At 65.3% G+C, this 26,156-nt stretch carries 23 protein-coding genes; 13 read left to right on the top strand and 10 right to left on the bottom strand.

Annotation, left to right across the window (positions count from 1 at the left end; genetic code table 11):
* Entirely contained in the window at nucleotides 1–1,203 is a 1,203-nt protein-coding gene (locus ACVWZM_RS18385) for an acyl-CoA dehydrogenase family protein (protein ID WP_456854131.1), read from the bottom strand.
* 4 nt (nucleotides 1,204–1,207) lie between these two features.
* Complete coding sequence (locus tag ACVWZM_RS18380) at nucleotides 1,208–1,453, bottom strand: acyl carrier protein (protein WP_229192078.1); 246 nt, start codon at nucleotides 1,451–1,453, stop codon at nucleotides 1,208–1,210.
* A 658-nt stretch (nucleotides 1,454–2,111) separates the two neighbouring features.
* Here ACVWZM_RS18380 and ACVWZM_RS18375 point away from each other — a divergent pair.
* From ACVWZM_RS18375 to ACVWZM_RS18365, 3 genes are all read left to right on the top strand, one after another.
* Nucleotides 2,112–2,450: a P-II family nitrogen regulator gene (locus tag ACVWZM_RS18375; protein ID WP_024583097.1), complete on the top strand. Its 339-nt coding sequence runs from the start codon at nucleotides 2,112–2,114 to the stop codon at nucleotides 2,448–2,450.
* Nucleotides 2,451–2,489: 39 nt separating this feature from the next.
* Nucleotides 2,490–3,938 carry an ammonium transporter gene (locus ACVWZM_RS18370; protein ID WP_456854128.1) on the top strand — a complete coding sequence of 483 codons (1,449 nt, stop codon included), beginning with the start codon at nucleotides 2,490–2,492 and terminating at the stop codon, nucleotides 3,936–3,938.
* Nucleotides 3,939–4,137: 199 nt separating this feature from the next.
* Complete coding sequence (locus ACVWZM_RS18365) at nucleotides 4,138–4,542, top strand: GFA family protein (RefSeq protein ID WP_456854126.1); 405 nt, start codon at nucleotides 4,138–4,140, stop codon at nucleotides 4,540–4,542.
* A gap of 164 nt (nucleotides 4,543–4,706) precedes the next feature.
* On the opposite strand, the gene ACVWZM_RS18360 is transcribed toward ACVWZM_RS18365, so the two are convergent.
* Nucleotides 4,707–5,180 (bottom strand): NUDIX hydrolase, encoded by a 474-nt coding sequence (locus ACVWZM_RS18360; protein ID WP_456854124.1) that lies wholly within the window; start codon nucleotides 5,178–5,180, stop codon nucleotides 4,707–4,709.
* A gap of 179 nt (nucleotides 5,181–5,359) precedes the next feature.
* Here ACVWZM_RS18360 and ACVWZM_RS18355 point away from each other — a divergent pair, with 179 nt between their 5' ends.
* The 4 genes from ACVWZM_RS18355 (at nucleotide 5,360) to ACVWZM_RS18340 (ending at nucleotide 11,064) form a co-directional block, all read left to right on the top strand.
* Nucleotides 5,360–6,586 carry an aminotransferase class I/II-fold pyridoxal phosphate-dependent enzyme gene (locus ACVWZM_RS18355; RefSeq protein ID WP_057020318.1) on the top strand — a complete coding sequence of 409 codons (1,227 nt, stop codon included), beginning with the start codon at nucleotides 5,360–5,362 and terminating at the stop codon, nucleotides 6,584–6,586.
* 16 nt (nucleotides 6,587–6,602) lie between these two features.
* Nucleotides 6,603–9,083, top strand: a complete 2,481-nt coding sequence (locus ACVWZM_RS18350; protein WP_057020319.1) for a DNA translocase FtsK — start codon at nucleotides 6,603–6,605, stop codon at nucleotides 9,081–9,083.
* Nucleotides 9,084–9,182: 99 nt separating this feature from the next.
* Entirely contained in the window at nucleotides 9,183–10,001 is an 819-nt protein-coding gene (locus ACVWZM_RS18345) for an outer membrane lipoprotein carrier protein LolA (protein ID WP_028335823.1), read from the top strand.
* A 247-nt stretch (nucleotides 10,002–10,248) separates the two neighbouring features.
* Entirely contained in the window at nucleotides 10,249–11,064 is an 816-nt protein-coding gene (locus ACVWZM_RS18340) for an exodeoxyribonuclease III (RefSeq protein ID WP_028335822.1), read from the top strand.
* 178 nt (nucleotides 11,065–11,242) lie between these two features.
* Here the strand turns inward: ACVWZM_RS18340 and ACVWZM_RS18335 are convergent, their stop codons facing one another.
* Both ACVWZM_RS18335 and ACVWZM_RS18330 read right to left on the bottom strand, forming a co-directional pair.
* Nucleotides 11,243–11,683 carry a cyclic nucleotide-binding domain-containing protein gene (locus tag ACVWZM_RS18335; protein WP_057020321.1) on the bottom strand — a complete coding sequence of 147 codons (441 nt, stop codon included), beginning with the start codon at nucleotides 11,681–11,683 and terminating at the stop codon, nucleotides 11,243–11,245.
* Nucleotides 11,684–11,740: 57 nt separating this feature from the next.
* Nucleotides 11,741–12,427, bottom strand: a complete 687-nt coding sequence (locus tag ACVWZM_RS18330; protein ID WP_057020322.1) for a response regulator transcription factor — start codon at nucleotides 12,425–12,427, stop codon at nucleotides 11,741–11,743.
* A gap of 241 nt (nucleotides 12,428–12,668) precedes the next feature.
* Here ACVWZM_RS18330 and ACVWZM_RS18325 point away from each other — a divergent pair, with 241 nt between their 5' ends.
* The gene (locus tag ACVWZM_RS18325; protein WP_057020323.1) at nucleotides 12,669–13,208 is read left to right on the top strand and encodes a L,D-transpeptidase family protein; all 540 of its coding nucleotides are present in this window, start codon (nucleotides 12,669–12,671) and stop codon (nucleotides 13,206–13,208) included.
* A 104-nt stretch (nucleotides 13,209–13,312) separates the two neighbouring features.
* The gene (locus tag ACVWZM_RS18320; protein WP_057020324.1) at nucleotides 13,313–14,098 is read left to right on the top strand and encodes a 2-keto-4-pentenoate hydratase; all 786 of its coding nucleotides are present in this window, start codon (nucleotides 13,313–13,315) and stop codon (nucleotides 14,096–14,098) included.
* A gap of 61 nt (nucleotides 14,099–14,159) precedes the next feature.
* On the opposite strand, the gene ACVWZM_RS18315 is transcribed toward ACVWZM_RS18320, so the two are convergent.
* Nucleotides 14,160–14,864 (bottom strand): YggS family pyridoxal phosphate-dependent enzyme, encoded by a 705-nt coding sequence (locus ACVWZM_RS18315; protein WP_057020325.1) that lies wholly within the window; start codon nucleotides 14,862–14,864, stop codon nucleotides 14,160–14,162.
* A gap of 110 nt (nucleotides 14,865–14,974) precedes the next feature.
* Here ACVWZM_RS18315 and ACVWZM_RS18310 point away from each other — a divergent pair, with 110 nt between their 5' ends.
* From ACVWZM_RS18310 to holA, 4 genes are all read left to right on the top strand, one after another.
* Nucleotides 14,975–16,666, top strand: coding sequence for a sensor domain-containing diguanylate cyclase (locus ACVWZM_RS18310; RefSeq protein ID WP_057020326.1), 1,692 nt, complete (start codon nucleotides 14,975–14,977; stop codon nucleotides 16,664–16,666).
* 352 nt (nucleotides 16,667–17,018) lie between these two features.
* A complete protein-coding gene (leuS, locus tag ACVWZM_RS18305; protein WP_310883453.1) occupies nucleotides 17,019–19,655 on the top strand; it encodes a leucine--tRNA ligase in 2,637 nt (878 codons plus the stop codon).
* A complete protein-coding gene (lptE, locus tag ACVWZM_RS18300; protein ID WP_076833672.1) occupies nucleotides 19,642–20,199 on the top strand; it encodes an LPS assembly lipoprotein LptE in 558 nt (185 codons plus the stop codon). The genes leuS and lptE overlap by 14 nt, the downstream gene beginning before the upstream one ends.
* 115 nt (nucleotides 20,200–20,314) lie before the next feature.
* The gene (holA, locus tag ACVWZM_RS18295; RefSeq protein WP_057020328.1) at nucleotides 20,315–21,346 is read left to right on the top strand and encodes a DNA polymerase III subunit delta; all 1,032 of its coding nucleotides are present in this window, start codon (nucleotides 20,315–20,317) and stop codon (nucleotides 21,344–21,346) included.
* 106 nt (nucleotides 21,347–21,452) lie between these two features.
* Here holA and ACVWZM_RS18290 read toward each other — a convergent pair whose 3' ends face one another.
* From ACVWZM_RS18290 to mnmG, 4 genes are all read right to left on the bottom strand, one after another.
* Nucleotides 21,453–22,343, bottom strand: a complete 891-nt coding sequence (locus tag ACVWZM_RS18290) for a ParB/RepB/Spo0J family partition protein (protein ID WP_456854120.1) — start codon at nucleotides 22,341–22,343, stop codon at nucleotides 21,453–21,455.
* Between the two features lie 144 nt (nucleotides 22,344–22,487).
* Nucleotides 22,488–23,339: a ParA family protein gene (locus tag ACVWZM_RS18285; protein WP_028335813.1), complete on the bottom strand. Its 852-nt coding sequence runs from the start codon at nucleotides 23,337–23,339 to the stop codon at nucleotides 22,488–22,490.
* A gap of 31 nt (nucleotides 23,340–23,370) precedes the next feature.
* Complete coding sequence (gene rsmG / locus ACVWZM_RS18280; protein ID WP_456854118.1) at nucleotides 23,371–24,036, bottom strand: 16S rRNA (guanine(527)-N(7))-methyltransferase RsmG; 666 nt, start codon at nucleotides 24,034–24,036, stop codon at nucleotides 23,371–23,373.
* Between the two features lie 135 nt (nucleotides 24,037–24,171).
* Nucleotides 24,172–26,055 (bottom strand): tRNA uridine-5-carboxymethylaminomethyl(34) synthesis enzyme MnmG, encoded by a 1,884-nt coding sequence (gene mnmG / locus ACVWZM_RS18275; protein ID WP_456854116.1) that lies wholly within the window; start codon nucleotides 26,053–26,055, stop codon nucleotides 24,172–24,174.
* Between the last annotated feature and the right edge of the window lie 101 nt (nucleotides 26,056–26,156).

The raw sequence follows: 26,156 nt of genomic DNA, 5'->3' as shown, positions 1-26,156 counted from the left end.
TCAACCTCTCAGGCTGGTGTCAAAGCGGCTCATCAGCAGGAGCGTCGCGGTGTTGGAAAGAATACGGTCGTTCGAAATCATCAGCGGCGCTGAGCTCACATCGCGCAGGTGCCTGCCGACGCTGAACGGCGTGCCGTTCTTGTAGCCGACGATGCCGTTGACCAGCATGGCGAGCCGCACGATCGCCCCGGCCTTCTCGCTCGCAGCGACCTTCAACGCGTTGATCTCGGCGGTAAAGCCAATCGAGGAGAGCGCGTCGTCATTACCCTTGGCCGCATCGAAGCGGTCAATGGCCGCCGTGAGATGACCCTTCATCTCCTGAAGTAGGGCGGCCGCCTCGGCGAGCCGAAGCGCGCCCGGGGGCAGACTTCCATCCGCCTGCTTGCGCGCCGCAGCCTTGACGAATGCTTGCGCGCGATTGAAGGCATCGGTGGCGATACCGAACCAGGTCGCTGCCCAGAAGATATGCGAGCTCGCCAGCATCGACTGTGCCGCGATCTCCGAGAACGGCTTGGGGAAAATCTGCGCCGCGTCACCGTGCGCGACGAGATGAAAACCGTCCGAACAGGTGCCGCGCATTCCGAGCGTATCCCATACGGAGGTGCGCTCCAGCGTGCGGCTCAGGTCCGCGGGAATGACAACCATCACCTGATCGGAGCTTGCCGCGTCGGGAGCGCGCCGCGCCGTGGCAAGAATCGCGTCGGCGTGGCGGCCGTAGGAAATAACGGTTGCTTCCTTTGTCAGCGAGAAGCGGCCGTCTGCCACTTCGACCGCACAGATCGAATTGCGCAGATTGCCGCCGATGCCGGCTTCCGTGGTCGCCGAGGCCATCAGCAACTGCTCCGCCGCAATGCGGCGCATATAGGCCAGATGCCAGTCGCTGGCGCCGCCATGGCTGACGAAGCTCGACGTCTTGATCTGGTGCATGGCGTAGATCATGGCGCTCGAGCCGCAGGCCTGGGCGAGCTGAACGATCAGCTCCGCGATCTCCATCGTGCCCAATGCCTCCCCGCCATGCTCGACGGGAATCGCGACGCCGAGCAGGCGCTCGCGCTTCAATGCTTCGATGGTATCGGCCGGGAAGCGGCCCTCACGGTCTACCGCATCGACCTGCTGCGCCGCGACCTTGGCGACCCGACGCATGCGCTCGGCCGGCGTGGCGGCAGAGGCCGGCACGGGCTCTATCTTTCTCACCACGCTCATGGTCTTACGCCGCCCGCTGTGTCAGCCGTGAAACGGCGTCCGCGACGTTGGCGAGCGACGAGAAGGTCCGTCGCGTGAGCATCGTTTCGGGAAATTCGATGTTGAACTCTTCCTCGAGCGCCAGCATCACCTGCACCGTGGCGAAGGATGTCAGCCCTGCGTCATAGAGATTCGTGTCGTCGGTGATTGTGTTGAAATCCAGCGAAATCATCGGCTGCTGCTCGAGCAGCGCGCGGATACGATCAATCATTGGTTGCCCCACCTGTCATTGAAGTTCTTATGCGGCGGCAATAGCGCAACGACGGCAACCGCGGCGTTAACGCCGGAACGACAATGTTACAGACAGCTAACGATCGGTAACGAGCGCCGGCAAAAGTCCAGCATTGCTGTCCGGGCGGGCGTACCTGATGCGAGCCCTTGTCCGCTTCGCGCAGAACGACGCGGCGAGGATGCCCGCAACTGTCTTCGCGCCGGTCCCGTTTCGGGTGGGAACCCAAACAAGCCGATGAAGCCCAACATCAAATTCCCATCGCGCAATCGTCCGACAGACGCCAATGGCGAAATGATCGAGAGGGTGTTCGCGGACCGCGGGGCGGGCCCGGAAGCCCTCGCCGGATACCGCCTGCTGCCCCGCGGCTGAGCAGAATTGTGTCCGGAGTTAGCCGTGCCTGCGTTCTAGACAGATCTGACCATATTTTAGGCGCGGCGGAATAGCGCAGGGGCACCTCCCACCCGTAAAGCGGGAAAAGGTCCGGATTCATAATCCATTAGCGAGCTCCGGCCGTTTGGCACGGCATTTGATTCTAAGGCTCCAGGCTGTGCCCGCGTAGTGGATGTCCTCCGCGTGGTGAACCTCAGTCGAAACTCCCGGTGTTCATTCGCACCGGGCCCAAGCGGGGATAGGACTCATGAAAATTGTTATGGCGATCATTAAGCCATTCAAGCTGGAAGAGGTCCGTGACGCCCTGACCGCCATTGGCGTTCACGGTCTCACGGTGACGGAAGTCAAGGGGTACGGCCGTCAGAAGGGTCACACGGAAATCTATCGCGGCGCCGAATATGCCGTGAGCTTCCTGCCGAAGATCAAGATCGAGGTCGCGGTCAACTCCGATCAGGTCGACAAGACCATCGACGCCATCACCTCCGCCGCCAAGACCGGCCAGATCGGCGACGGCAAGATCTTCGTCATCAGCCTCGAACACGCCGTGCGCATCCGCACCGGCGAGGCCGATGCAGCGGCCCTCTGATTTCGCGCTCAAACCTTAAGACCTCAGGAGTGAAATAACATGACGTTCAAGCGTCCCTATGGCGCGGGACTGGCGGCCCTTGCAGTCGGCCTGTTCGCCGCGACCGCCGCCTACGCCGAGCCGACCGTCAACAAGGGCGACAACGCCTGGATGCTGACCTCGACGGTGCTGGTGCTGCTGATGACCATCCCGGGCCTCGCGCTGTTCTATGGCGGCTTGGTCCGCTCCAAGAACATGCTCTCGGTGCTGGCGCAGGTGTTCTACACGGTCTGCCTCGTCACCGTGCTCTGGGCCCTCTACGGCTACAGCCTCGCTTTCACCGGCGGTTCCGACTTCATCGGCGGCTTCTCCAAGGCCTTCCTGATGGGCATCACGCCGGACTCGAAGGCGGCGACCTTCTCGGTCGACGCCAACATCTCGGAACTCATCTATATGTGCTTCCAGATGACGTTCGCGGCGATCACGCCGGCCCTCATCGTCGGCGCCTTCGCCGAACGCATGAAGTTCGCGGCGATCGCGCTGTTCATCCCGCTCTGGGTGACGCTGATCTATTTCCCGATCGCGCACATGGTCTGGTACTGGCCGGGCCCGGACGCGATCCAGGATGCCGCCAAGGCGCTCGCCGCCGCGGCTGACGGCGCGGCCAAGACCGCGGCGCAGGCCAAGCTCGACGAGATCAACGCCGATGCCGGCTGGATCTTCAAGAAGGGCGCGATCGACTTCGCGGGCGGCACCGTCGTGCACATCAACGCGGGTATCGCCGGCCTGGTCGGCGCGCTGCTGATCGGCAAGCGGACCGGCTACGGCAAGGAGCTGATGGCTCCGCACTCGCTGACCATGACCATGATCGGCGCCTCGCTGCTCTGGGTCGGCTGGTTCGGTTTCAACGCCGGCTCCAACCTCGAAGCCAATGGCGGCGCTGCGCTCGCCATGACCAACTCGTTCGTGGCCACTGCCGCGGCGGCGCTGGCCTGGATGTTCGCGGAATGGATCATCAAGGGCCATCCCTCGCTGCTCGGCGCGCTCTCGGGCGCGGTCGCGGGCCTCGTCGCGGTGACCCCGGCGGCCGGCTATGCCGGCCCAATGGGCGCCATCGTGCTCGGCCTCGTGGTCGGCGTGGTCTGCCTGTTCTTCTGCACGGTCGTGAAGAACGCGCTCGGCTATGACGACTCGCTCGACGTGTTCGGCGTCCACTGCGTCGGCGGAATTGTCGGCGCGCTCGGCACCGGCATCCTGGTCAACCCGGCGCTCGGCGGTGCAGGCATCATCGACTACACCGCGATCCCGCCGAAGGTCGCCGATTATGACTTCGCGGCGCAGATGATCTCGCAGGTCTGGGGCGTCTGCACCACGCTGGTGTGGTCGGGCATCGGTTCGGCGATCCTCTACAAGATCGTCGACGTGATCGTCGGCCTGCGCGCCAACGTCGAGACCGAGCGTGAAGGCCTCGACATCACCGAGCATACGGAGCGCGCCTACAACATGTGAGTTCTCCCGGGACTCTGGCTCCCTCCGGGGCCGGGTCCAGAACTACGGTCCGGACACATACCCGGCAATGTCCGGGCCGTTGAGGGGCTCCAGCGCAAGCTGGGGCCCCTTTCTTTTTTCCGCGGCTTGAGAAAATATTGTCGGAATTGCCTGCCATTGTGGAATGACAGGCTACAAACAACGAAAACGGGAGGACGTCATGAAGGTGCAAGGCAGGTGCTATTGCGGCAACGTGCGCTATGAGGCCGAGGGCGAGCCGATGATGGCGGCGCAGTGCCTGTGCCGCGAATGCCAGTACATCACGGGCGGCGGACCGAACATGTTCATGGCGATGCCGACCACCGGCTTCAAATACACCGCCAGCGAGCCCAAGCAGTTCACCCGCAAGGATCTCGACCGCGCCGTGACGCGGGAGTTCTGCCCGGAATGCGGCACGCATCTCGTGACCAAGGTGCCGGGCCTGCCCGCCACCATCCTGAAGGTCGGCACCTTCGACGACCCCTCGGTGTTCACCCCGCAGATGACGATCTACACCTGCGACAAGCAGACCTTCCACCACGTGCCCGAGGGCAAGCCGTCGTTCGAGAAGTTGCCAGCGCGGTAGCCGTCACGCGTCGCGCGCGTAGCCCGGATCGACCGGCAAATTCGAATCGTCATGGCCGGGCCTGACCCGGCCATCCATCCCGCTTCGCAAGACTCTGGCCTAGTCGATGGATGCCCGGGTCAAGCCCGGGCATGACAAGTTGTGGGTCACGCCATGGAGCCGCGTCAGTCGATCAAAACTCCCTCATCCGGCAGCTCGCTCGGTGCGCCGTCGCGCAAATAGCGCTCCAGGATGTCGGCAAGCGACAGCGGCGTCAGGCGCTCGCTCGCACCGGGTAGGTCGGCGATCGACCACCAGCGGAAGCAATCGAGCACGCGCGCCTCGGCCTCGTCGGCCATCACCGGCGTGAAGCGATCCGCGTGAACGATCCGGTATTCCTCTTTCTGGGAAATCCGCCTGCCGCCCCAGTTGAAGGTGTGGTGCCGCCGCCAGACGGCGGGCCCGGGCTCGAAATCGATCAGCCCCAACTCCTCGGCCAGTTCCCGCTGCAACGTCGCTTCAGCCGTCTCGTCGCCCTCGACGCCGCCGCCCGGCGCGATCCAGAAGCAGTCGCCGCCGTGCGGCGAGCGAATCCGCATCAGCAGGACTTCGCGCTCGCCGGTGATGATCAGCGCCCGGACGGCGCGGCGGTGGATCATGTCTCGGAGCAATTTCGATGCGGTGCCTTGGGATCAGCGCGGATATCACGCGTCGGCCGATCGTGCCGCACCGCCGATGGTTAATCGCGTCTTAACCTCGCCCTATCTATGGTGACTTGATCGGTTTACGGTCGGCGCCCCTACCCTCCGACCGCAGTGAAAGTGCTGGCATTTCAATCATGGCAATGACCGCCTCATCCGGCTTGGCGCAGGGCGCCGGCGATGTCGCATCCGCCGGCCAGGCCGAGCGTTCCCCTTTCCTGCGCACGACCGAGCTGCTGGCGCCGTATCAGCCTGCCAAGCCCTTGATTACGTTGTCATTAGGCGAGCCGCAGCACCCGGTGCCCGATTTCGTCGGGCCGGTGCTGGCAAAACATACCGCCGAATTCGGCCGATACCCGATCGCCAAGGGCATCGAACCGTTCCGCCGCGCCGTCGCGACCTGGCTGGGAAGCCGGTTCCAGTTGCCGCGACCGGTCGATCCGGAGAGCGAGGTGATGGTGCTGAACGGCAGCCGCGAGGGGCTGTTCTTTGCCGCGATATCAGCCTCGCGCTACGTCGCGCCGCGCAAGGGCCGGCCGGCGATCCTGATGCCGAACCCGTTCTATCCGGCCTATGGCGCCGGCGCCCGCGCGGCCGGCTGCGAGCAGATCTACCTGCCGACCACGCTCGCTAACGGTTTCCTGCCCGACCTCGATTCGATCGACGAGGCGACGCTGGCGCGCACCGTCGCGTTCTTCATCGCCTCGCCCGCCAATCCGCAGGGCTCGGTCGCCTCGCGCGCCTACTTCACACGGCTGAAAGAGCTCGCCGATCGCTATGGCTTCATCATCCTGAGCGACGAGTGCTACTCGGAAATCTACACCCGCGAGGCGCCGGGCAGCATTCTCGAATGCGCCGGTCCCGACTTCAGCAATGTCGTGGCGTTCCAGTCGCTGTCGAAGCGCTCGAACCTGCCGGGCATGCGCGTCGGCTTTGCCGCGGGCGATAGGAAGTTTCTGGCCGCATTCCACGAGCTGCGCAATGTCGCCGCACCGCAGGTGCCGGTGCCGCTGCAGCATGTCGCGGTCGCCGCCTATAGCGACGAGGCGCATGTCGAGGAGAACCGCCGGCTCTATCGCATCAAGTTCGATTTCGCCGACCAGATCCTCGGCAACCGCTACGGCTACAAGCGTCCCGCCGGCGGCTTCTGCGTCTGGCTCGACGTCTCCGGGCGCGGCGGCGACGAGGCTGCGGCGGTCAGGCTCTATCGCGACGCCGGCGTGCGCGTGATTCCCGGCAGCTATCTGGCGCGCCAGCAGACCGACGGTTCCAATCCGGGCGCGGGCTATATCCGCCTTGCGCTCGTCTCCGACAGTGAATCGACGGCCGAGGCGATGCATCGCCTGGTCGAAACCCTGGGTTAATCGCGAAGCGCGAAGATTGAGTATGCCAGCGATCGAACGTGTCATCCCCCTGGTCGGCCATCTGCCGCTCTCGCTCCGCGAGGCGCTGGCGCGACGGCTGCGCGAACTCACCGGGCTCGGCCTGATCGCGCTGTCCGGCGCCATCACGGCGGCGCTGATGACCTGGTCGGTGCAGGATCCGTCGCTGAGCCACGCCACCTCGCGCGCGATCCGCAACGTGCTCGGCTATCCCGGCGCGATCGGCGCCGACCTCCTGATGCAGATTCTCGGTCTCGGCGCGATCATGCTGCTGCTGCCGGTCGCGGTGTGGGGCTGGCGGATGCTGACGCATCGCCCGTTCGACCGCGAGGCGCTGCGGCTCGGCTGCTGGATCCTGTGCACGGTGATCGCGGCGGGCTTCGCCAGCTGCTGGCCGCACAACACCGCATGGCCGCTGCCGACCGGGCTCGGCGGCGTGGTCGGCGACGCGCTGCTGCGTGCGCCGGCCGTCGTGTTCGGCCCGCCCGGCTTCATCTATCGCGTCGTGCTCGGCCTGATCCTGTTCGTCGCGATGGCGGCAAGCTTCCTGTTCGCCTGCGGCTGGGGCGCCAAGGAGCAGGACGACGAGCTGACGCCGATCTCCGACGATGACGAGCCGTTCGTCGAGGACGAAGACAACGACCGCAGCTCGGTCTCGCTGGGCTGGCTGTTCCATGCGCTGATGAGCGCGAAAGCGCGGCTCGGCTGGCTGCTGACCACCGCCTACAAATCGCTGGTCTCGAGCGGAGCCCAGGGCCGCAGCGCCGCGTTCGAGCGCCAGGAGCCGAATATCGGCGGCGGCCGCTCGGCGCCCTCGATCGCACCGGCGCATGAAGACCATGATGAGGACGAGGCTGAGGCTTTCAACGACGAGGAGGAAGAGGAGGACGAGGAGGACGAAGCTCCCGCCGCCCGCGCCCCGCGCAAGAAGGCCGAGCCGAAGCCGAAGAAGAAGAATTCCGACAAGTTCGAGCTGCCCTCGGTCTCCGTGCTCAGCGCGCCGAAAGCCAGCGATCGACAGCCGCTGAGCAAGGCCGAGCTCGAAGCCAATTCGCGCTCGCTCGAGGGCGTGCTGCAGGACTTCGGCGTGCGCGGCGAGATCGTCAAGGCCAATCCCGGCCCGGTGGTCACGCTGTACGAGCTCGAACCGGCGCCCGGCATCAAGTCGTCGCGCGTGATCGGGTTGTCCGACGACATCGCGCGCTCGATGAGCGCGCTGTCGGCCCGCGTCGCGGTCGTCGCCGGCCGTAACGCGATCGGCATCGAGCTGCCGAACGCGCATCGCGAGAAGGTCTATCTGCGCGAGCTTCTGGTCGCCAAGGAAAGCGTCGATTCGGTTGCGAAGCTGCCGCTGTGCCTCGGCAAGACGATCGGCGGCGACCCCGTCATCATCGATCTGGCGCGCACGCCGCATATGCTGATCGCCGGCACCACCGGCTCCGGTAAATCGGTCGCGATCAACACCATGATCCTGAGCCTGGTCTACCGGCTGCGGCCGGATCAATGCCGCCTGATCATGGTGGATCCGAAGATGCTCGAACTCTCCGTCTATGACGGCATCCCGCATCTGTTGACGCCCGTCGTCACCGATCCGAAGAAGGCGGTGGTGGCGCTGAAATGGGCCGTGCGCGAGATGGAAGAGCGCTACAAGCGGATGGCCAAGCTCGGCGTGCGCAACATCGACGGCTACAATGCGCGCCTGGTCGAAGCCAAGGCCAAGGGCGAAGAGCTGACGCGCACCGTCCACACCGGCTTCGACAAAGAGAGCGGCAAGGCGATCTACGAGGAAGAGAAGCTCGACCTCGAGCCGCTGCCCTACATCGTCATCATCGTCGACGAGATGGCCGACCTGATGATGGTCGCCGGCAAGGATATCGAAGGCGCGGTGCAGCGCCTCGCGCAGATGGCGCGCGCCGCCGGCCTGCATGTCATCCTCGCCACGCAGCGTCCGTCGGTCGACGTCATCACCGGCACGATCAAGGCGAACTTCCCGACCCGGATCGCCTTCCAGGTGACGTCGAAGATCGACAGCCGCACCATCCTTGGCGAGATGGGCGCCGAGCAGCTGCTCGGCCAGGGCGACATGCTCTACATGGCGGGCGGCGGCCGCATCAGCCGCGTGCACGGACCGTTCGCCTCGGACGAGGAAGTCGAGAAGGTCGTGCGTCACCTCAAAACGCAAGGCGCACCGGAGTATCTCGAAGCCGTCACCGCGGAAGAGCCGACCGACGAGGACGGCGCCGTGTTCGATGCCACCGGCATGGGCGGCGACGGCGGCGGCGATCTGTTCACGCAGGCGGTTGCGATCGTCAAGCGCGACCGCAAGGCGTCGACCTCCTACATTCAGCGCCGGCTGCAGATCGGCTATAACCGCGCGGCCTCGCTGATGGAGCGGATGGAACTTGAGGGCATCGTCGGTCCGGCGAATCACGCCGGAAAGCGCGAAATCCTGGTCGGGGAGGAAGAAGGCCAGTTCTGATCGGGGACGATCATCACGGAAAAACCATATCTCCCTCGGAAGAGGCGGGATAAAATCCGGCGCAGCGGGACGACGTCGAACAGAGACCTGACATATCTGATGGCAAAACACCTCATTGACCGCGGCACGCGCACTGCGCTCGCTCTTCTCGTCACCGCCGCGATCGCCGGCGCTGCGACTGCGCAGAATGCGCCGCCCCCGAAGCCCGCGCCCAACGCCGGATCCAAGGCTGCGCCAAAGAAGGACGCTGGCGCGCAGACCAATGCGGACAAGGGTCCGACGACGACGGGCGCCACCCAGGCACCGCCGAACCCGGTGATTCCCGATCCGCGCCGCAACGTGCCCGCCAACATCTTCCAGACCTTCGACGCCAACCAGAAGGCGCAGGCTGCCAAGGTCTCGGCCTATCTCTCGTCGCTGCAAACGCTGGTCGGAAATTTCGTCCAGGTCGGCCCCGACGGCACCAAGACCAAGGGCGATTTCTACATCCAGAAGCCCGGCAAGCTGCGCTTCGAATATGACGATCCGAGCCCGATCGAGGTGATCGCGGACGGCTCCTCGGTCGCGGTGCGCGACCGCAGGCTCGCCACCCAGGACGTCTATCCGCTGTCGCAGACCCCGCTGCGCTATCTGCTGTCGGACCGCATCGACCTGATGAAGGACACCAACGTCATCAGCGTCACCGCCGACGACGTGTTCGTCAGCATCACGATCGAGGAAAAGCAGGCGCTGGTCGGCACCAGCCGCTTCCTGCTGATGATCGGCGCCAAGGACGGCAAGCTCAAGCAGTGGACCGTTACCGACCCGCAGGGCTACGACACGACAGTTGCGGTCTACAATCTCGACGCGACGCAGAAGCCCGATCCGGCGCTGTTCAAGATCGACTTCACGACCTATCCCGGCACCTCGCCGGGCTGACCGCCTTTCCTTCTCCCCCGCCCCGCTCTTGCGGGGTCGAGACGAGCGAAGCTCGCTCTTGGAGGGTTGGGTGAGGGGCTGCCTCCACGAATCCGAAAGACGCGAGTACGCGGAGAGTCCCCCTCACCCGGATCACATTGCGCTTCGCTCCATGCGATCCGACCTCTCCCCGCAAGCGGGGCGAGGTGGGAGCCTCCCTGTGGACAATTGAAATCCGCACCGAGAACCGTGCTAAGACGCACCTCTCATGCGGTTCTCCGTCACCACCTGGAATATCAACTCGGTGCGCCTGCGCATCGACACCGTCGCCAAGTTCATCAAGAGCGCGCGGCCGGATGTGCTGTGCCTGCAAGAGACCAAATGCATCGACGATGCGTTTCCGCTCAAGCGCTTCAAGCGGCTCGGCTATGAGCACGTCGCGCTGAACGGACAGAAGGGCTATCACGGCGTCGCCATCGTCTCGCGCCTGCCGTTCGAGACGACCGACATCAGGACGTTCTGCGACAAGATCGATTCACGACACATCTCGGTGTCCTTCGGCGAGAAGGCGCAGCTGTCAAAGCCGCTGGTGCTGCATAATTTCTACGTGCCGGCCGGCGGCGACATTCCCGATCCCGCGCTCAATCCGAAATTCGAGCACAAGCTGCAATTCCTCGACGAGATGAAGGCCTGCGAGCCGCTGCATCCGCGCGGCGACGACCGCCACATCCTGGTCGGCGACCTCAACGTCGCGCCGCATGAGAACGACGTGTGGTCGCACAAGCAGCTGCTCAAGGTGGTCTCGCACACGCCGGTCGAGACCGAGAAGCTGCTCGCCGCGCAGGCGCATGGCGAATGGTTCGACATCGCGCGCGAGCGGATCCCGATGTCGGAAAAGGTCTACACCTGGTGGAGCTACCGCGCGGCGGACTGGACCGTCGGCGATCGCGGCCGACGGCTCGATCACATCTGGGTCTCGCGCGCGCTGAAGGATCAGGTCAGCGATTTCAAGATCACCCGCGACGCCCGCAGCTGGGAGCGCCCGTCGGACCACGTGCCGGTGACGGCGGTGATGGAGGTTTAAGGGCGCCGCCGACCCTCGACCCGTCATCCTGAGGAGCGCGGAACGCGCGTCTCGAAGGGTGCACGGCCCGGCTGGTGGCCGTCGACCCTTCGAGGCTCGCCCAGCGGCGCAATTGCGCCGCAAGGCTCGCACCTCAGGGTGACGGTTCAATGACCTTGCGGAATGACGCGCGGAAAGATCACGTACTCAGCTTCCCGCTCGCCATCAGGATATCGCTTGCGAGCTGGCTGGTGCGCAGCGCGAGCTCGTCGCGCAGCCGAAGGGCCGCGGCGGGATCGCTTTCCAGCACGCGCTGGAACAGGCTGCGCGCGACTCGGATCACCGAGCCGCGCTCCAGCGCGGTGGCGGTCGATGGCCGCTTCATCGCGACGATCAATGCGAGCTCGCCGATCAGCGCGCCGGGACCGGCGATGATCTCGGCGCCGCCTTCCTCGACGCGGAAGGTGCCTCGCTGCACGACATAGCCGGCGTCCGCGGCGTCGCCGGCCTTGAACAGCACGTCGCCTGCGTTGAAATCACGTTGCTCGGAGCCGATCGCCAGCATGCGCAAGGAGCTTTCGCCCAACAGACGCATTGTCGGGACCCGCTCGAGCAGGGCTACGTCATCATCGATCGACATTCAGGTCCGGTAACCGCGGTGCGCCTCGATTTCACGAATCGTTGAGCGCAAAGCGTATCACGGCACCAGCTTGTAGCCACCGGCTTCCGTCACCAGGATTTCCGGGCTGGCGGCGTCCTTCTCGATCTTCTGGCGGAGGCGGTAGATGTGGGTTTCCAGCGTATGGGTGGTGACACCGGAATTGTAGCCCCAGACTTCCTGGAGCAGGGTCTCGCGCGACACCGGCATCTGGCCGGCGCGGTAGAGGAAGCGGAGGATCGCGGTTTCCTTCTCGGTCAGCCGCACCTTCCTGGCATTGGCGCCGGTCAGCATCTTCGAGCCGGGCCGGAACGAGTACGGACCGACCGAGAACACCGCGTCCTCGCTGGCCTCGTGCTGGCGGAGCTGCGCCCGGATCCGGGCCAGCAGCACCGCGAAGCGGAATGGCTTCGCCACATAGTCGTTGGCGCCGGATTCGAGCCCCAGGATCGTATCGGAATCGGTGTCGTGGCCGGTCAGCATGATGATCGGAGCCTTGAAGCCGCCCTTGCGGAGCGAGCGGACCACTTCGCGGCCATCGGTGTCGGGCAGGCCGACGTCCATCAGGACCAGATCGGGGGAATTAGCTTTGGCGGCAGTGGCGCCCTTGGCGCCGGTGTCGACTGCGGAGGCTTCGAATTCCTCGTGCAGCGACAGCTGCTCGACCAGCGTATCGCGCAGATCGGTATCGTCATCCACGATCAAGATCTTGCGGGCATTGGCCATAGGTATAATCCTTCGGGGGCGGGCGGTCAGAAGCAGAGGACGCTTATGGCCGTAACATCGGCTAGATATGTGTTCAGGTAGGCGATTGTTACCGATTCACAAGGCAACGCAGTCTACCTCAAATCCGGCGGGGCAGGACGTGAATGTCCTGTAATGCCGGGAGATAGGATGTTCTGAACCTCCAAGGCAAGCTCAGTTTGGAACGATTCTTAGGGGAAGGTCAGCTATTTCAATCACTTATATGACAGCCAAACGTGATCGCCCGCTCTCCATCATCGAGGTCCGAGCAGCCGCCGGCGACCCGCGCCGGGGCTGGCTGTCGGCTGACGGCTGGACCGTGCCGGTGGCGCTCGGGCGCGGCGGAATCCTCGCCAACAAGCGCGAGGGCGACGGCGGCACGCCGCGCGGCGTTTTCCATCCGCGCCAGCTCTGGTGGCGCGCCGACCGGCACCAGCGTCCGACGACTTTCCTGCCGACCCGGCCGATCCACCGCGAGGACGCCTGGTGCGAGGACCCCGCCGACCGTCACTACAACCAGCCGATCCGGCTCGATCGGATGCAAGGCGGCGACCGCCTGACTCGCGAGGACCATCTCTACGACTTCATTATCGAGATCGATCACAACGCCGCACCGCGCGTCGCCGGCCGCGGCAGCGCGGTGTTCCTGCATCTGGCGCGGCCGAATTTCTCGCCGACCGCGGGCTGCGTCTCGATGACGAAGACCTCGATGCTGCGGCTGTTGCGGCGGATGTCGCCGCAGACCCGGATCGTTATTGAGTAGGGTGGTGGAATAGCTCAGCATCGGTTTTCCCACGCGACAGACGCGACGCGTTTGTGCTGAGATCGTGCACAACAGAAAATAATTCCCGCGGGGAGCGAAACAGCATGCTCGACAACAACAAGATCGCCGCCGCCTCGAAGGTCCTGCACGATCACTGGCACGCCGGCACCAAGCTCGCAGCGCTCGATGTCGCCATTCGGCCGCGCGATCGTGCCGAGGGCTATGCGGTGCAGGCCGAACTGGAAAAGACGTCGCGCAAAAAACTGTTCGGCTGGAAGATCGCGGCGACCAGCGCGGCCGGCCAGAAGCACATCAATGTCGCCGGACCGCTCGCCGGGCGCATCCTTGCCGAGACGGTGATACCGGATGGCGGCACCGCGTCGATGCAGGGCAACGAGATGCGCGTCGGCGAGCCGGAATACGCCTTCCGCATGGCGCGCGATCTCGCGCCGCGCACGACGCCGTACAGCGTGCAGGAGGTGCTGGAGGCCGTCGGCACGCTGCATCCGGCGATCGAGATTCCGGATTCGCGTTTCGCCGATTTCGTCGCCGCCGGCGAAGCGCAGCTGATCGCCGACAATGCCTGCGCGCATCTGTTCGTGCTCGGACCCCCAACCTCAGCCGACTGGCGCGCGATCGACCTGGTCGAGGACCGCCCGGTCATCACGCTGCGCGGCGAGCGCTATATCGGCCACGGCAAGAACGTGCTCGGCGATCCCTGCGCAGCGCTCGCCTGGTGCGCCAACGAGCTGCGCGCGCTCGGGCTGACCTTGCGGGCAGAGGAAGTCGTCACCACAGGCACCTGCCATCCCCCGCTGCCGATCACCGCCGGCGATAAATTCGCCGCCGATTTTGGCGCGATCGGAAAAGTGTCGGTGCGGTTCGTGTAGGCGCCGCGCACGCGCCACACACACCGCTGTCGTCCCTGCTTTCAAAAGCAGGGGACGACAGTCAGTTATGCGGCACCGTCCGCGTCCCGAAGATCGCCGAGCCCACCCGCACATGGGTGGCCCCCATCTGGATCGCGACGGCAAAGTCCGCGCTCATGCCCATCGAGAGATTCGTCAGCCCGTTGCGCGCGGCGATCTTGGCGCAGAGCGCGAAGTGCGGCGCCGGCGCCTGGTCGACCGGCGGGATGCACATCAGTCCTGATATCTGCAGGCCGTAGGTGTCACGGCATGCCGCGATGAAGGTATCTGCGTCCTGCGGCGCGACGCCGGCCTTCTGCGGCTCCTCGCCGGTATTGATCTGGACGAACAGTTCCGGGTGCTTGCCTTGATTTTTGATTTCCTTGGCTAACGCTTCGCAAATGCTGGCGCGATCGACCGAATGGATCGCATCGAACAGCGCGACGGCCTCCTTGGCCTTGTTCGACTGCAACGGTCCGATCAGATGCAGCTGCAATCCCGGATGAGCCTGGGTTAGCGCCGGCCACTTGCCCTTGGCCTCCTGCACGCGATTTTCGCCAAATACGCGCTGTCCGGCGCCGATAATCGGCAAAATTGCGTCGGCCGCGAACGTCTTCGACACCGCGATCAAGGTCACCGACGTGCGGTCGCGCCGCGCTTCCTTGCAGGCATGGACGATCTCGCGTTCGACGGCGGCGAGGCCATGTGGTGAATCGGCCGGTAACGGCGTGGTCGGGCTTTGCGTCATGCTTGTGCCGTTCTCTGACAGGTGCGGGGGGGTTGGCTCGAATTTTACCAAATTCGGGAAAGGCTTTTTGAAGCCCTGCATTCTAACTTGCGCACGGGCAAGGGAATAGAATGTCGGGCGTTACTTTCAACCGCAACCGGGTCAGGCTCAAGAAGGTTCTGGGAATTCGTGCCCGGCTGGCCTTGCTTGCGCTGATGCTGGTCGCGCCCCTGATGCTGGACCGCGTCCGCACGCTGGAGGATTCCCGCAGCAAGCAGATCGCGCAGGCCGCGGCCGGCTATGCCAGCCTCACCGCGCATGCCGCGGAAACCCAGCGCGAGGTGGTCTCCTCGGTCGAGACCATGCTGAAATCCGCAGCCTATATCCGCGCCTCCGGCGGCATCGCGCAGAGCTGCGAGGTGCTGCGCGCCAGCCTGCCGACGGTGCTGCCCTGGATCCGCAGCATCATGTTCGTTTCCAGGGACGGGCTGGTGCAATGCTCGACCCTCAACGTCCAGGTCGGCCTCAATGTCGGCGACCGCGAATATTTCAAGAAGGCGCAGGACAACCGCGACTTCGTGTTCAGCGACTATCTGCGCGGCAGGACCAATGGCCGCCCGATGATGATGGCCGCCTATCCGGTCGCCGCGATCAATCCGGAGCAGGATGCCGTCGTGGTCGCCGGCATCAATATCGACTGGCTGTCGCAGATCATGGCCAATCTCGGCGGCCAGCCCGGCATGTCGGCCGTGCTGGTCGACTCTACCGGCGTCGTGATCGCCGCGCCCGCCGATCATGCGAGCCTGATCGGCCGCTCGCTCGACACCATCCCGCTGATGGCAGCGATCGCCGAGAAGGCGCTGAGCTATGACGAGCCGTCCGGCTCGGTGTCGTTCACCGCGTCCGACGGCGCACAGCGCACGCTGAGCTTCGCGCACATCGCCGGCACGCAGTCCCGGCTGATCGTGAGCATGGACGAGGCCAAGGTGACGGCGGCGATCAACCGCGAGATCCGCACCGCCTATCTGCAGCTTGGATTTGTCTGCCTTTTCGTCTTGTTGGGCGCCCTGGTCGGCGCCGAGCGGCTCGTCATCCATCCGATCGAGCTGATGACCGGCATGGCGCGGCGGTTCGGCGAGGGCGACTGGTCGGCGCGCGTCGCCAAGCACAAGCTGCCGGCGGAATTCGTGCCGCTGGCGCGTGCCTTCAACGCGATGGCGGCGCAGCTCAGCCAGCGCGAGCGCGAGCTGGTCGCCTCCAACGATCGTCTCACCGTGATGGCCTCGATCGATGCGCTGTCCGGCCTTGCCAATCGCCGCGGCTTCCAGAGCCGGCTCGACTTCGAGTGGATGCGGGCGCAGCAATATGAATGCGAGCTGTCGCTGATGATGATCGATGTCGATCACTTCAAGCTCTACAACGACACCTACGGCCATCCCGAAGGCGATGCCTGCCTGACCCGAATCGGCGAAGTGCTGTCGGGGATCGCCGCCGACACCATGGGCTTCGCCGGCCGCTATGGCGGCGAGGAATTCTGCCTCTTGCTGCCGAACACCGACGCCGCGCATGCGCTCGCGATCGGCGAGACCGTGCGCACCGCCGTGCTCGGCCTCGCCGTGCCGCACGCGTCCTCGAGCCATTGCGTCGTCACCGTCAGCGTCGGCGTCGCGACGACCAGACCGAACGAGACCCAGCGCCCCGGCGACCTGATCGAAGCGGCAGATGCCGCCCTCTACGCCGCCAAGCGCCGCGGCAGGAACGCCGTGATCGAGCACGGCTTCCTGCAGACGCTGGACGAAGCCGGGATGGCGCTGGCGAGTTGAGATCGTGCGTGATCGAGCCGCGCCATGAGCGCGGAACCATGACCATCGGCGACGCCGCATATTCAGCGTCGTCCTGCCGAAGGCCAGGACCCATTACCCCCACCGTTTATTATTGCGCGAAGCTGGGGCCACGATCCCTTCCTCGACAAAGCTCTGTGGTCCAGGCCTTCGCCAGGACGTCGAGAAGGCTGCAGACGGCGCCCCTGCGACAGCGGCAGGGCGGCTGCGCGAGGGGAATGGGACGTTTGGAGGCCCCAAGCCGTTGACCGCGCAGGCGCTTTTGTGGCCTAGTCCGCCGTCCCCGGACGGGACCCGAAAACCACCCAAAGCCACCCAAAATCCTTGCGATTTCATGACCGCCGAACGCTACAACGCCCGTGAATCCGAGCCCCGCTGGCAGCGCCTGTGGGACGAAAAGGCGATCTTCGCCTCCAAGAACGACGATCCGCGGCCGAAATACTACGTGCTCGAGATGTTCCCCTATCCGTCGGGGCGCATCCATATCGGCCATGTCCGCAACTACACGCTCGGCGACGTGCTGGCCCGCTTCATGCGCGCCAGGGGCTACAACGTGCTGCACCCGATGGGCTGGGACGCGTTCGGCCTGCCGGCGGAGAATGCCGCGATCGAGCGCAAGGTGGCGCCGAAGGCCTGGACCTACGACAACATCGCCGCGATGAAGAAACAGCTGCGGTCGATCGGGCTGTCGCTCGACTGGTCGCGCGAGTTCGCGACCTGCGACCCCGGCTACTACAAGCATCAGCAGAAGATGTTTTTGGACATGCTGCGCGCCGGCCTCGCCGAGCGCGAGAAGCGCAAGCTGAACTGGGATCCGGTCGACATGACCGTGCTCGCCAACGAGCAGGTGATCGACGGCCGTGGCTGGCGCTCGGGCGCCGTCGTCGAGCAGCGCGAGATGAGCCAGTGGGTCTTCAAGATCACGAAGTACTCGCAGGAGCTCCTGGAAGCGCTGGATGGTCTCGACCGCTGGCCCGACAAGGTGCGGCTGATGCAGCGCAACTGGATCGGCCGCTCCGAGGGCCTGTTGATCCGCTTTGCGCTGGATGCGGCGACGACGCCGGCCGGCGAGAGCGAGCTGAAGATCTTCACCACGCGGCCGGACACGCTGTTCGGCGCCAAGTTCATGGCGATCTCGGCGGATCATCCGCTGGCGGTAGCGGCTGCCGCGAAGAACCCGAAGCTCGCGGAGTTCATCGCCGACATCAAGAAGATCGGCACCGCGCAGTCGATCATCGACACCGCCGAGAAGCAGGGTTTCGACACGGGCATCAAGGCGGTGCATCCGTTCGATCCGAGCTGGAAGCTGCCGGTCTATGTCGCGAACTTCGTGCTGATGGAATACGGCACCGGCGCGATCTTCGGCTGCCCGGCGCACGACCAGCGCGACCTCGACTTCGTCAACAAGTACAATCTCGGCAATACGCCGGTGGTCTGCCCCGAGGGCCAGGACCCGAAGACGTTCGTCATCACCGACGTCGCCTATGACGGCGACGGCCGCATGATCAATTCGCGCTTCCTCGACGGCATGACCATCGAAGCGGCCAAGGAAGAGGTCGCCAAGCGGCTGGAAAGCGAAGTCCGCGGTAATGCGCCGGTCGGCGAGCGGCAGGTGAATTTCCGCCTGCGCGACTGGGGCATTTCGCGCCAGCGCTACTGGGGCTGCCCGATCCCGGTGATCCACTGCCCGAAATGCGACGTGGTGCCGGTGCCCGACGACCAGCTGCCGGTGACGCTGCCGGAGGATGTCAGCTTCGACAAGCCGGGCAACGCGCTCGACCATCACCCGACCTGGAAGCACGTCAGCTGCCCGAAGTGCGGGGCCAAGGCCGTGCGCGAGACCGACACGATGGACACCTTCGTGGACTCGTCCTGGTATTTCGCGCGCTTCACCGACCCGTGGAACGAGACCGCGCCGACCACGCCTGCGGTCGCCAACCGGATGATGCCGGTCGATCAGTATATCGGCGGCGTCGAGCACGCGATCCTGCATCTGCTCTACAGCCGCTTCTTCACCCGCGCGATGAAGGCCACCGGCCACGTCGACATGAGCGAGCCGTTCGCCGGCATGTTCACCCAGGGCATGGTGGTGCACGAGACGTACCAGAAGGCCGACGGCAGCTGGGTCACGCCGGCCGAGGTGAAGATCGAGGTTGGCGGCAACGGCCGCCGCGCGGTGCTGATGGCGACCGGCGAGGACGTCGCGATCGGCCCGATCGAGAAGATGTCGAAGTCGAAGAAGAACACCGTCGACCCCGACGACATCATCGCGAGCTACGGCGCCGACGTCGCGCGCTGGTTCATGCTGTCGGACTCGCCGCCGGACCGCGACGTGATCTGGAGCGACGAGCGCGTGCAGGGCGCCTCACGCTTCGTGCAGCGGCTGTGGCGGCTGGTGAACGAATCGGCCGAGATTGCCAAGACGGCGCCGGCGGCCCGGCCGGCCACGTTCGGAGCCGAGGCGCTGGCGCTGCGCAAGGCCGCCCATGGCGCGCTCGACAAGGTGTCGTCCGGGATCGAGCGGCTGCATTTCAACGTGTGTCTCGCCCATATCCGCGAGTTCGCCAATGCGCTGTCCGAGGTGCTGGCAAAGGGCGACAAGCCGGCGCCGGACCTGGCTCCAGATGTTTCTTGGGCCGTCAAGGAGGCGGCGACCATCCTGGTGCAGCTGTTTTCGCCGATGATGCCGCATCTGGCCGAGGAGTGCTGGGTGGTTCTGGGCCAGACCGGGCTGGTTTCCGAGGCCGATTGGCCGCAAATCGAGCGCGATTTGCTGGTCGAAGACAGCGTGACCCTGGTTGTCCAGGTCAACGGTAAAAAACGAGGTGATGTTACCGTGCCACGGGCGGCCCAAAATGCGGATATAGAGGCTGCCGTTTTGGCGCTCGATGCGGTAAAAGCCGCCTTAGGCGGCAAACCCGTCCGCAAGGTGATCGTGGTGCCCATGAGGATCGTCAATGTTGTCGGCTAGGATCAGGATCGCCGCCCGGCTCGTGGCCGTGGCTGCCTTGGCCGCGCTGACGGCCGGATGCTTCCAGCCGATGTATGCCGAGCGTACCCTTGACGGCCAGTCGTCCGCGCTGCGCGAAAAGCTGATGGGCGTCGAGGTTCCGCCGGTCGACAAGCCGAACGCCTCGCGCGAGGCCCGGGTTGGCGTCGAGGTCCGCAACGCCCTCGCCTTCAAGCTCTACGGCACCGCCACCGGCATGCCGCCTACGCATCGGCTGGTGCTGCGCTTCAACACCAGCCGCTCCTCGCTGATGATCGATCCGGCCACCGCGCTGCCGACCAGCGAGAACTACGCCATCGACGCCCAGTTCAACCTGATCGAGATCGCCTCGAACAAGTCGGTCATGACCGGCACCACGTTCTCGCGCGTGTCCTATGACATGCCCGGCTCCTACCAGCGCTTCGCCCGCGCCCGCGCCTTCCGCGACGCCGAGGACCGCGCCGCGCAGGAGATCGCCGACAACATCCAGACCCGCCTCGCCTCCTTCTTCTCCACCGGAACCTGAGGCGGGAGGTCATTCCGGGGCGCGCCACCGGCGCGAACCCGGGATCTGGAGATGATGGATCGAGATTCCGGGTTCGCCTCTGACGAGGCGCCCCGGAATGACAGTTTAAGGCGAGATGGTCGCGCTTCGCGGAAAAGAGATCGACAGCTTCCTCGCCCGGCCTGACGCCGGCCGTCCGATCATCCTGCTGTACGGCCCGGACCTCGGGCTGGTGCGCGAGCGTGCCGACGCGCTGATGGCCTCCGCGGTCGACGATCCCAACGATCCATTCTCGCTGGTGCGGCTCGATGGCGACGAGCTCGCCGCCGAGCCGTCGCGGCTGGTCGACGAGGCCATGACGGTGCCGCTGTTCGGCGGCCGCCGCGCCATCCGCGTCCGCGCCGGCTCGCGCAACTTCTCGAGTGGCGTCGAGACGCTGACCGAGACCACGGCGCTCAGGGATTGCCGCATCGTGATCGAGGCCGGCGAGCTCAGGCCGGAATCGCCGCTGCGCAAGATCTGCGAGCGCGCCAAGAATGCGGTGGCGATCGGCTGTTATCCCGACACCGAGCGCGATCTCACCAAGCTGATCGAGGACGAGCTGCGCGCATCGAATCTGCGGCTCGCACAGGATGCGCGCGCGGTACTGATGTCGCTGCTCGGCGGCGACCGCATGGCTTCGCGCAACGAGCTGCGCAAGCTGGCGCTGTTCGCGCACGGCAAGGGCGAGATCACGCTCGAGGACGTCATGACCGTGGTGTCCGACGCCTCCGAGCTGAAGCTCGACCCGATCGTCGACGGCGCCTTCGCCGGCAACGCCGCGCTGGTCGAAAGCGAGTTCACCAAGGCAATGGTCGCCGGCACCTATCCCGGCGTGATCATCTCGGCCGCGCAGCGCCAGGCGGCATGGCTGCACAAATCAGCGCTCGCGATCGCGGACGGCACGCCGGCGTCAGCCGTGCTCGAAGGCGGATTCCCGCGGCTGCACTTCTCGCGCAAACCCGCGGTCGAGATCGCGCTGCGCAATTTCACGCCGCCGCGGCTGGTGAACGTGATCGATCAGCTCGCCACCGCGGCACTCGACATGCGCAAGCAGGCCTCGCTCGCCGCCGTCATCGCGCAGCGCGCGCTGCTCTCGATCGCGGCGAATGCGAAGCGCCGGGGGTAAATTGAAGAAGTCATTCCGGGGCATGCGAAGCATGAACCCGGAATCCAGAGATGTTGAAAAAGAGATTCCGGGTTCGCGCTGACGCGCGCCCGGAATGACGAAACCGCTAGCCGCCCTCCAGCCGCCGCACCACTTCGTCGAGCTGCTCGAGGTTGCGGTAGCTGATCTGGACGGTGCCGCCGGGATCGCGATGGCTGACGGTAACGGCAAGGCCGAGCGCATCGCTGACGCGTTTCTCGAGCGCCAGCGTGTCGGCATCCTTGTCGACCTTGGCCGCGCTGCCACTGCGCGCCTTCTGCGGCTTGCGCTCCGGCACGCCCTCCTCATGCGCCAGCGCCTCGGCCTGGCGAACGTTGAGACCCTCGGCGACGATGCGCTTCGCTACAGCGAGCGGATCCGGCACGCCGATCAGGGCGCGGGCGTGGCCGGCGGAGAGATCGCCCTTCGAGATCAGCGCCTGCACCTCGACGGGCAGCTTGGTCAGCCGCATCATGTTGGCGACATGGCTGCGGCTCTTGCCGACGATCTTGGCGATCTCTTCCTGGCTGCGTTTGAACTCGTCGGCGAGCGCGTGATAGCCCTGCGCCTCTTCCATCGCATTGAGGTCTTCGCGCTGGACGTTCTCGATGATCATGATCTCGAGCGCGTCGGAATCAGAGACCTCGACCGGCACGATCGGCACTTCGTGCAGGCCGGCGAGTTGCGAGGCGCGCCAGCGGCGCTCGCCGGCGATGATCTCGTAGCGGTCCTGCGCGCCCTTGATCGCACGCACCACGATCGGCTGGATCACGCCGCGCTGCCTGATCGAATCGGCAAGCTCGCCGAGCTCGGTGTCGGCGAAGGTGCGCCGCGGGTTACGCGGGTTGGCCTTGAGGAATTCGATCGGCACCTTGCGCTGGTTGCGCGGCCGCTCGACATGCGCGGCCGCCTCGCCGCCGACATCTCCGATCAGGCTTGCCAGCCCGCGCCCCAGTCGCGAACGCGCTTCATCGGCCATTGTTGCGAGCTCCCTTGGATTCACACGCAGTACTCCAGACTTGAATTTCAAAAGAAACGTAGGATGGGTAGAGCGAAGCGAAACCCATCGCGGCTCGCAATGAGAGTGATGGGTTTCGCTTCGCTCTACCCATCCTACGCAACATCAATGCGTGCGCAGCTCGCGCTCGCGCTGGATCACTTCGGTGGCGAGCTTGAGATACGCATCGCTGCCGGCACATTTGAGGTCGTAGACCAGAACCGGCTTGCCGTAGGACGGCGCCTCGGAGATGCGCACGTTGCGCGGGATCATGGTGTCGTAGACCTTGTCGCCCATGAACTGGCGCACGTCGGCAACGACCTGGTTGGAGAGGTTGTTGCGCGAGTCGAACATGGTCAGCACGATGCCGTGGATCGACAGGTTCGGATTGAGCGTCGAGCGCACCTGCTCCACGGTCTGCAGCAATTGCGACAGACCTTCGAGCGCAAAGAACTCGCATTGCAGCGGCACCAGGATCGCGTCCGACGCCGCCATCGCATTCACCGTGAGCAAATTGAGCGAGGGCGGGCAGTCGATCAGCACGTAGGTGTAGTCGGCTTCCGGCGAGACATTGTTGTTCAATCCTGCGATCGCATCGCGCAGCCGGAACGCGCGGCCCGGCGTGGTGCCGAGCTCGAGCTCGAGGCCGGAGAGGTCCATGGTGGAAGCCGCGATGTGCAGCCGCGGCACCGCGGTCGCGACCACGGCATCGCGCAGCGGCGCTTCGCCGATCAGGACGTCGTAGGTCGAGCAGCTGCGGTTGCGGCGATCGATGCCGAGGCCGGTCGAGGCGTTGCCCTGCGGATCGAGATCGACGATCAGGACGCGCTCGCCAATCGCAGCGAGTGCGGTCCCAAGATTGATCGCTGTGGTGGTCTTGCCGACGCCGCCCTTCTGGTTGGCGAGCGACAGGATGCGCGGATGGCCAGGCGGCTGGGACGCCTTATCCTCTTGATAAACCTCGTCCATCACAGTCATACCAAAATACCATTTGCTCTCGCGGAGTCCCCTAGCGCCGCTCGATTGACCCGAGTTCGACGATCCAGCCCTGTCCGCCGGTCCGGCTGGAGTGTAGCTTTGGCTCAATAATCCAATATTTAGTGGCCTCGGTCAATTCGGCCTCTACATCTTGACCCTTCAAAAACAGCGCCTTGGCGCCCTTTTTGACCCACGGCTCCGCAAAGCCGATGAGTTGATGTAACGGAGCCAGCGCCCGCGCGGTGACGCAATCGATGGGCCCCGGGATTCTATCCACAGTATCCCCGATATCAGCCAGGTGCACCGTCCCCGGCGAGCCCGTCACCCGTATCGCCTCGCGCAAGAATGCCGCCTTCTTGGCGATTCGCTCAACCAAATGAATCGACGCGCCCGGAGTTTCGGCCAGTGCGCAGGCCAGCACGACGCCGGGGAAGCCGCCGCCGCTACCGAGATCGACCCACGACTTCGCCGTCGGCGCCAGACTCAGGAGCTGCAGCGAATCGGAGACGTGGCGGGTCCAGAGGGTCGGCAGCGTCGATGGCGCGACGAGATTGGTCTTGGCCTGCCACGCCAGGAGGAGGGCGACGTAGCGGTCGAGCCGCGCCTCTGTTTCACGTGAAACAGGCGTCAGCGCGAGCGCCGCGGCCTTGTCCTTGGCGGAGACACTGAGTTCGGCGGATTGCGAAATTGAAGCCATTCTCTGGAATGCCGGTCGAGCTCGTCGTTGCGAGCGAAGCGAAGCAATCCGTAGTGCCGCGTGAGGAAGCGATGGATTGCTTCGTCGCTTCCGCTCCTCGCAATGACGAGGGCCGCCGCCGTTTCACGTGAAACGTCAGGCAGAGGCCTTCGCAGTCTTCCGTCGCGCCTCGCGCCGCAGATAGGCCGCTAGGATACCCAATGCCGCCGGCGTCATGCCGTCGATCCGGCCCGCCTGCCCGACCGTCCGCGGCTGCGCCTTCTGCAGCTTGACGCGCGCTTCGTTCGAAAGACCGGGAACATCGGCATAGTCGACGTCGGTCAGAACCAGACCCTCGTCACGCCGGAAGGCATCGACATCGGCGGTCTGGCGCTTCAGATAGACATCGTATGTGGCATCGATCTCGAGATGCACCGCGATCGCAGGGTCAATGGCCGACAGCTCCGGCCAGATGGCCCGGACCGCGGGCCACTCGATCTCGGGGTAAGCCAGCAACTCGAAGGCCGACCGGCGGTGGCCGTCGCGATTGAGCGCGAGCCCGTGCTTGGCGGCCTCATTCGGCGTAATCGCGAGCGATTTCGCCAGCCGCTTGGCCGCCCCCAGCGCCGCCATCTTGGTCCGATGGCGCTCGGCGCGCGCCGTTCCGACGCATCCGAGCGCAATGCCCTTGTCGGTCAGGCGCTGGTCGGCATTGTCAGCACGCAGCGTCAGCCGATATTCGGCGCGCGAAGTGAACATGCGATACGGCTCGGTGATCCCGCGGGTCACGAGATCGTCGATCATCACGCCGAGATAGCCGTCGGCGCGGTCGAACACGATCGGATCTGCACTGCCGGCAGCGAGCGCGGCATTGAGTCCGGCGATAACACCCTGCCCCGCGGCCTCCTCATAGCCCGTGGTGCCATTGATCTGGCCGGCCAGGAAAAGCCCGCGCAGACGCTTGGTCTGCAGGGTCGGATCGAGCTCGCGCGGGTCGACGTGGTCGTATTCGATCGCATAGCCCGGCCGGACCATCTTGACCCGCTCGAGGCCCGGGATGCTGGCGAGGATCGCAAGCTGGACCTCTTCCGGCAGCGAGGTCGAGATGCCGTTCGGATAGACCGTGGTGTCGTCGAGCCCTTCCGGCTCCAGGAAGATCTGATGACCGTCGCGGTCGCCGAAGCGGACGATCTTGTCCTCGATCGAGGGGCAATAGCGCGGTCCGGAGCTCTTGATCTGGCCGGAATACATCGGCGAGCGATGCACATTGGCCCGGATCACCTCGTGGGCCGCCGGCGTGGTCCGGGTGATGCCGCACTGGATCTGCGGGGTCGTAATCCGGTCAGTCATGACCGAAAACGGCTCCGGAGGCTCGTCTCCAGGCTGCATTTCGACCGCGGACCAGTCGATCGTGGTGCCGTCGAGGCGCGGCGGTGTCCCGGTCTTGAGCCGGCCGAGCACAAACCCTGCCCGTTCGAAGGACGCAGACAGGCCCATGGCCGGCGCCTCGCCGACCCGGCCCGCCGGCCAATTCTTCTTGCCGAGATGAATCAGACCACGCAGGAAGGTCCCGGTCGTGATGACAACCGCCCCCGCCGACAGCCGGCGGCCATCGCCCAGGCAAATGCCGGTCACGCGACCATCGACGACGATCAGTTCATCCGCCTCGCCTTCGATGATGCTGAGGTTCGCGGTCTCGGTGATCGCCGCCTGCATCGCCGCAGCGTAGAGCTTGCGGTCAGCCTGGGCCCGGGGGCCACGAACCGCTGGACCCTTCCGGCGATTCAGCATGCGAAACTGGATGCCGCCGGCGTCGGCCACCCGGCCCATCAGACCGTCCAGCGCGTCGACTTCGCGGACCAGATGGCCCTTGCCGAGCCCGCCGACGGCGGGATTGCACGACATCGCGCCGATGGTCACGAAACGATGGGTTACCAGGGCGGTCTTGGCGCCCATCCGGGCAGAAGCGCTCGCGGCCTCGCAGCCGGCATGGCCGCCGCCGATGACGATGACGTCAAATGAATCTGCCCTGGAAGTCATGCCGGGACTTCTATCGTGGAGTCGTGAAAGCCGGAAGAACGAAGTTGGGATCGCCGCTCTGAGACCGAAGCCCGAGGCAAATATGGACTGCTTCGCCTCGC

It is taken from the genome of Bradyrhizobium sp. USDA 4501 (assembly GCF_054062115.1).
Note: the sequence above shows the minus strand (reverse complement) of the source record. Positions and strands in the feature narration are given on the sequence as shown.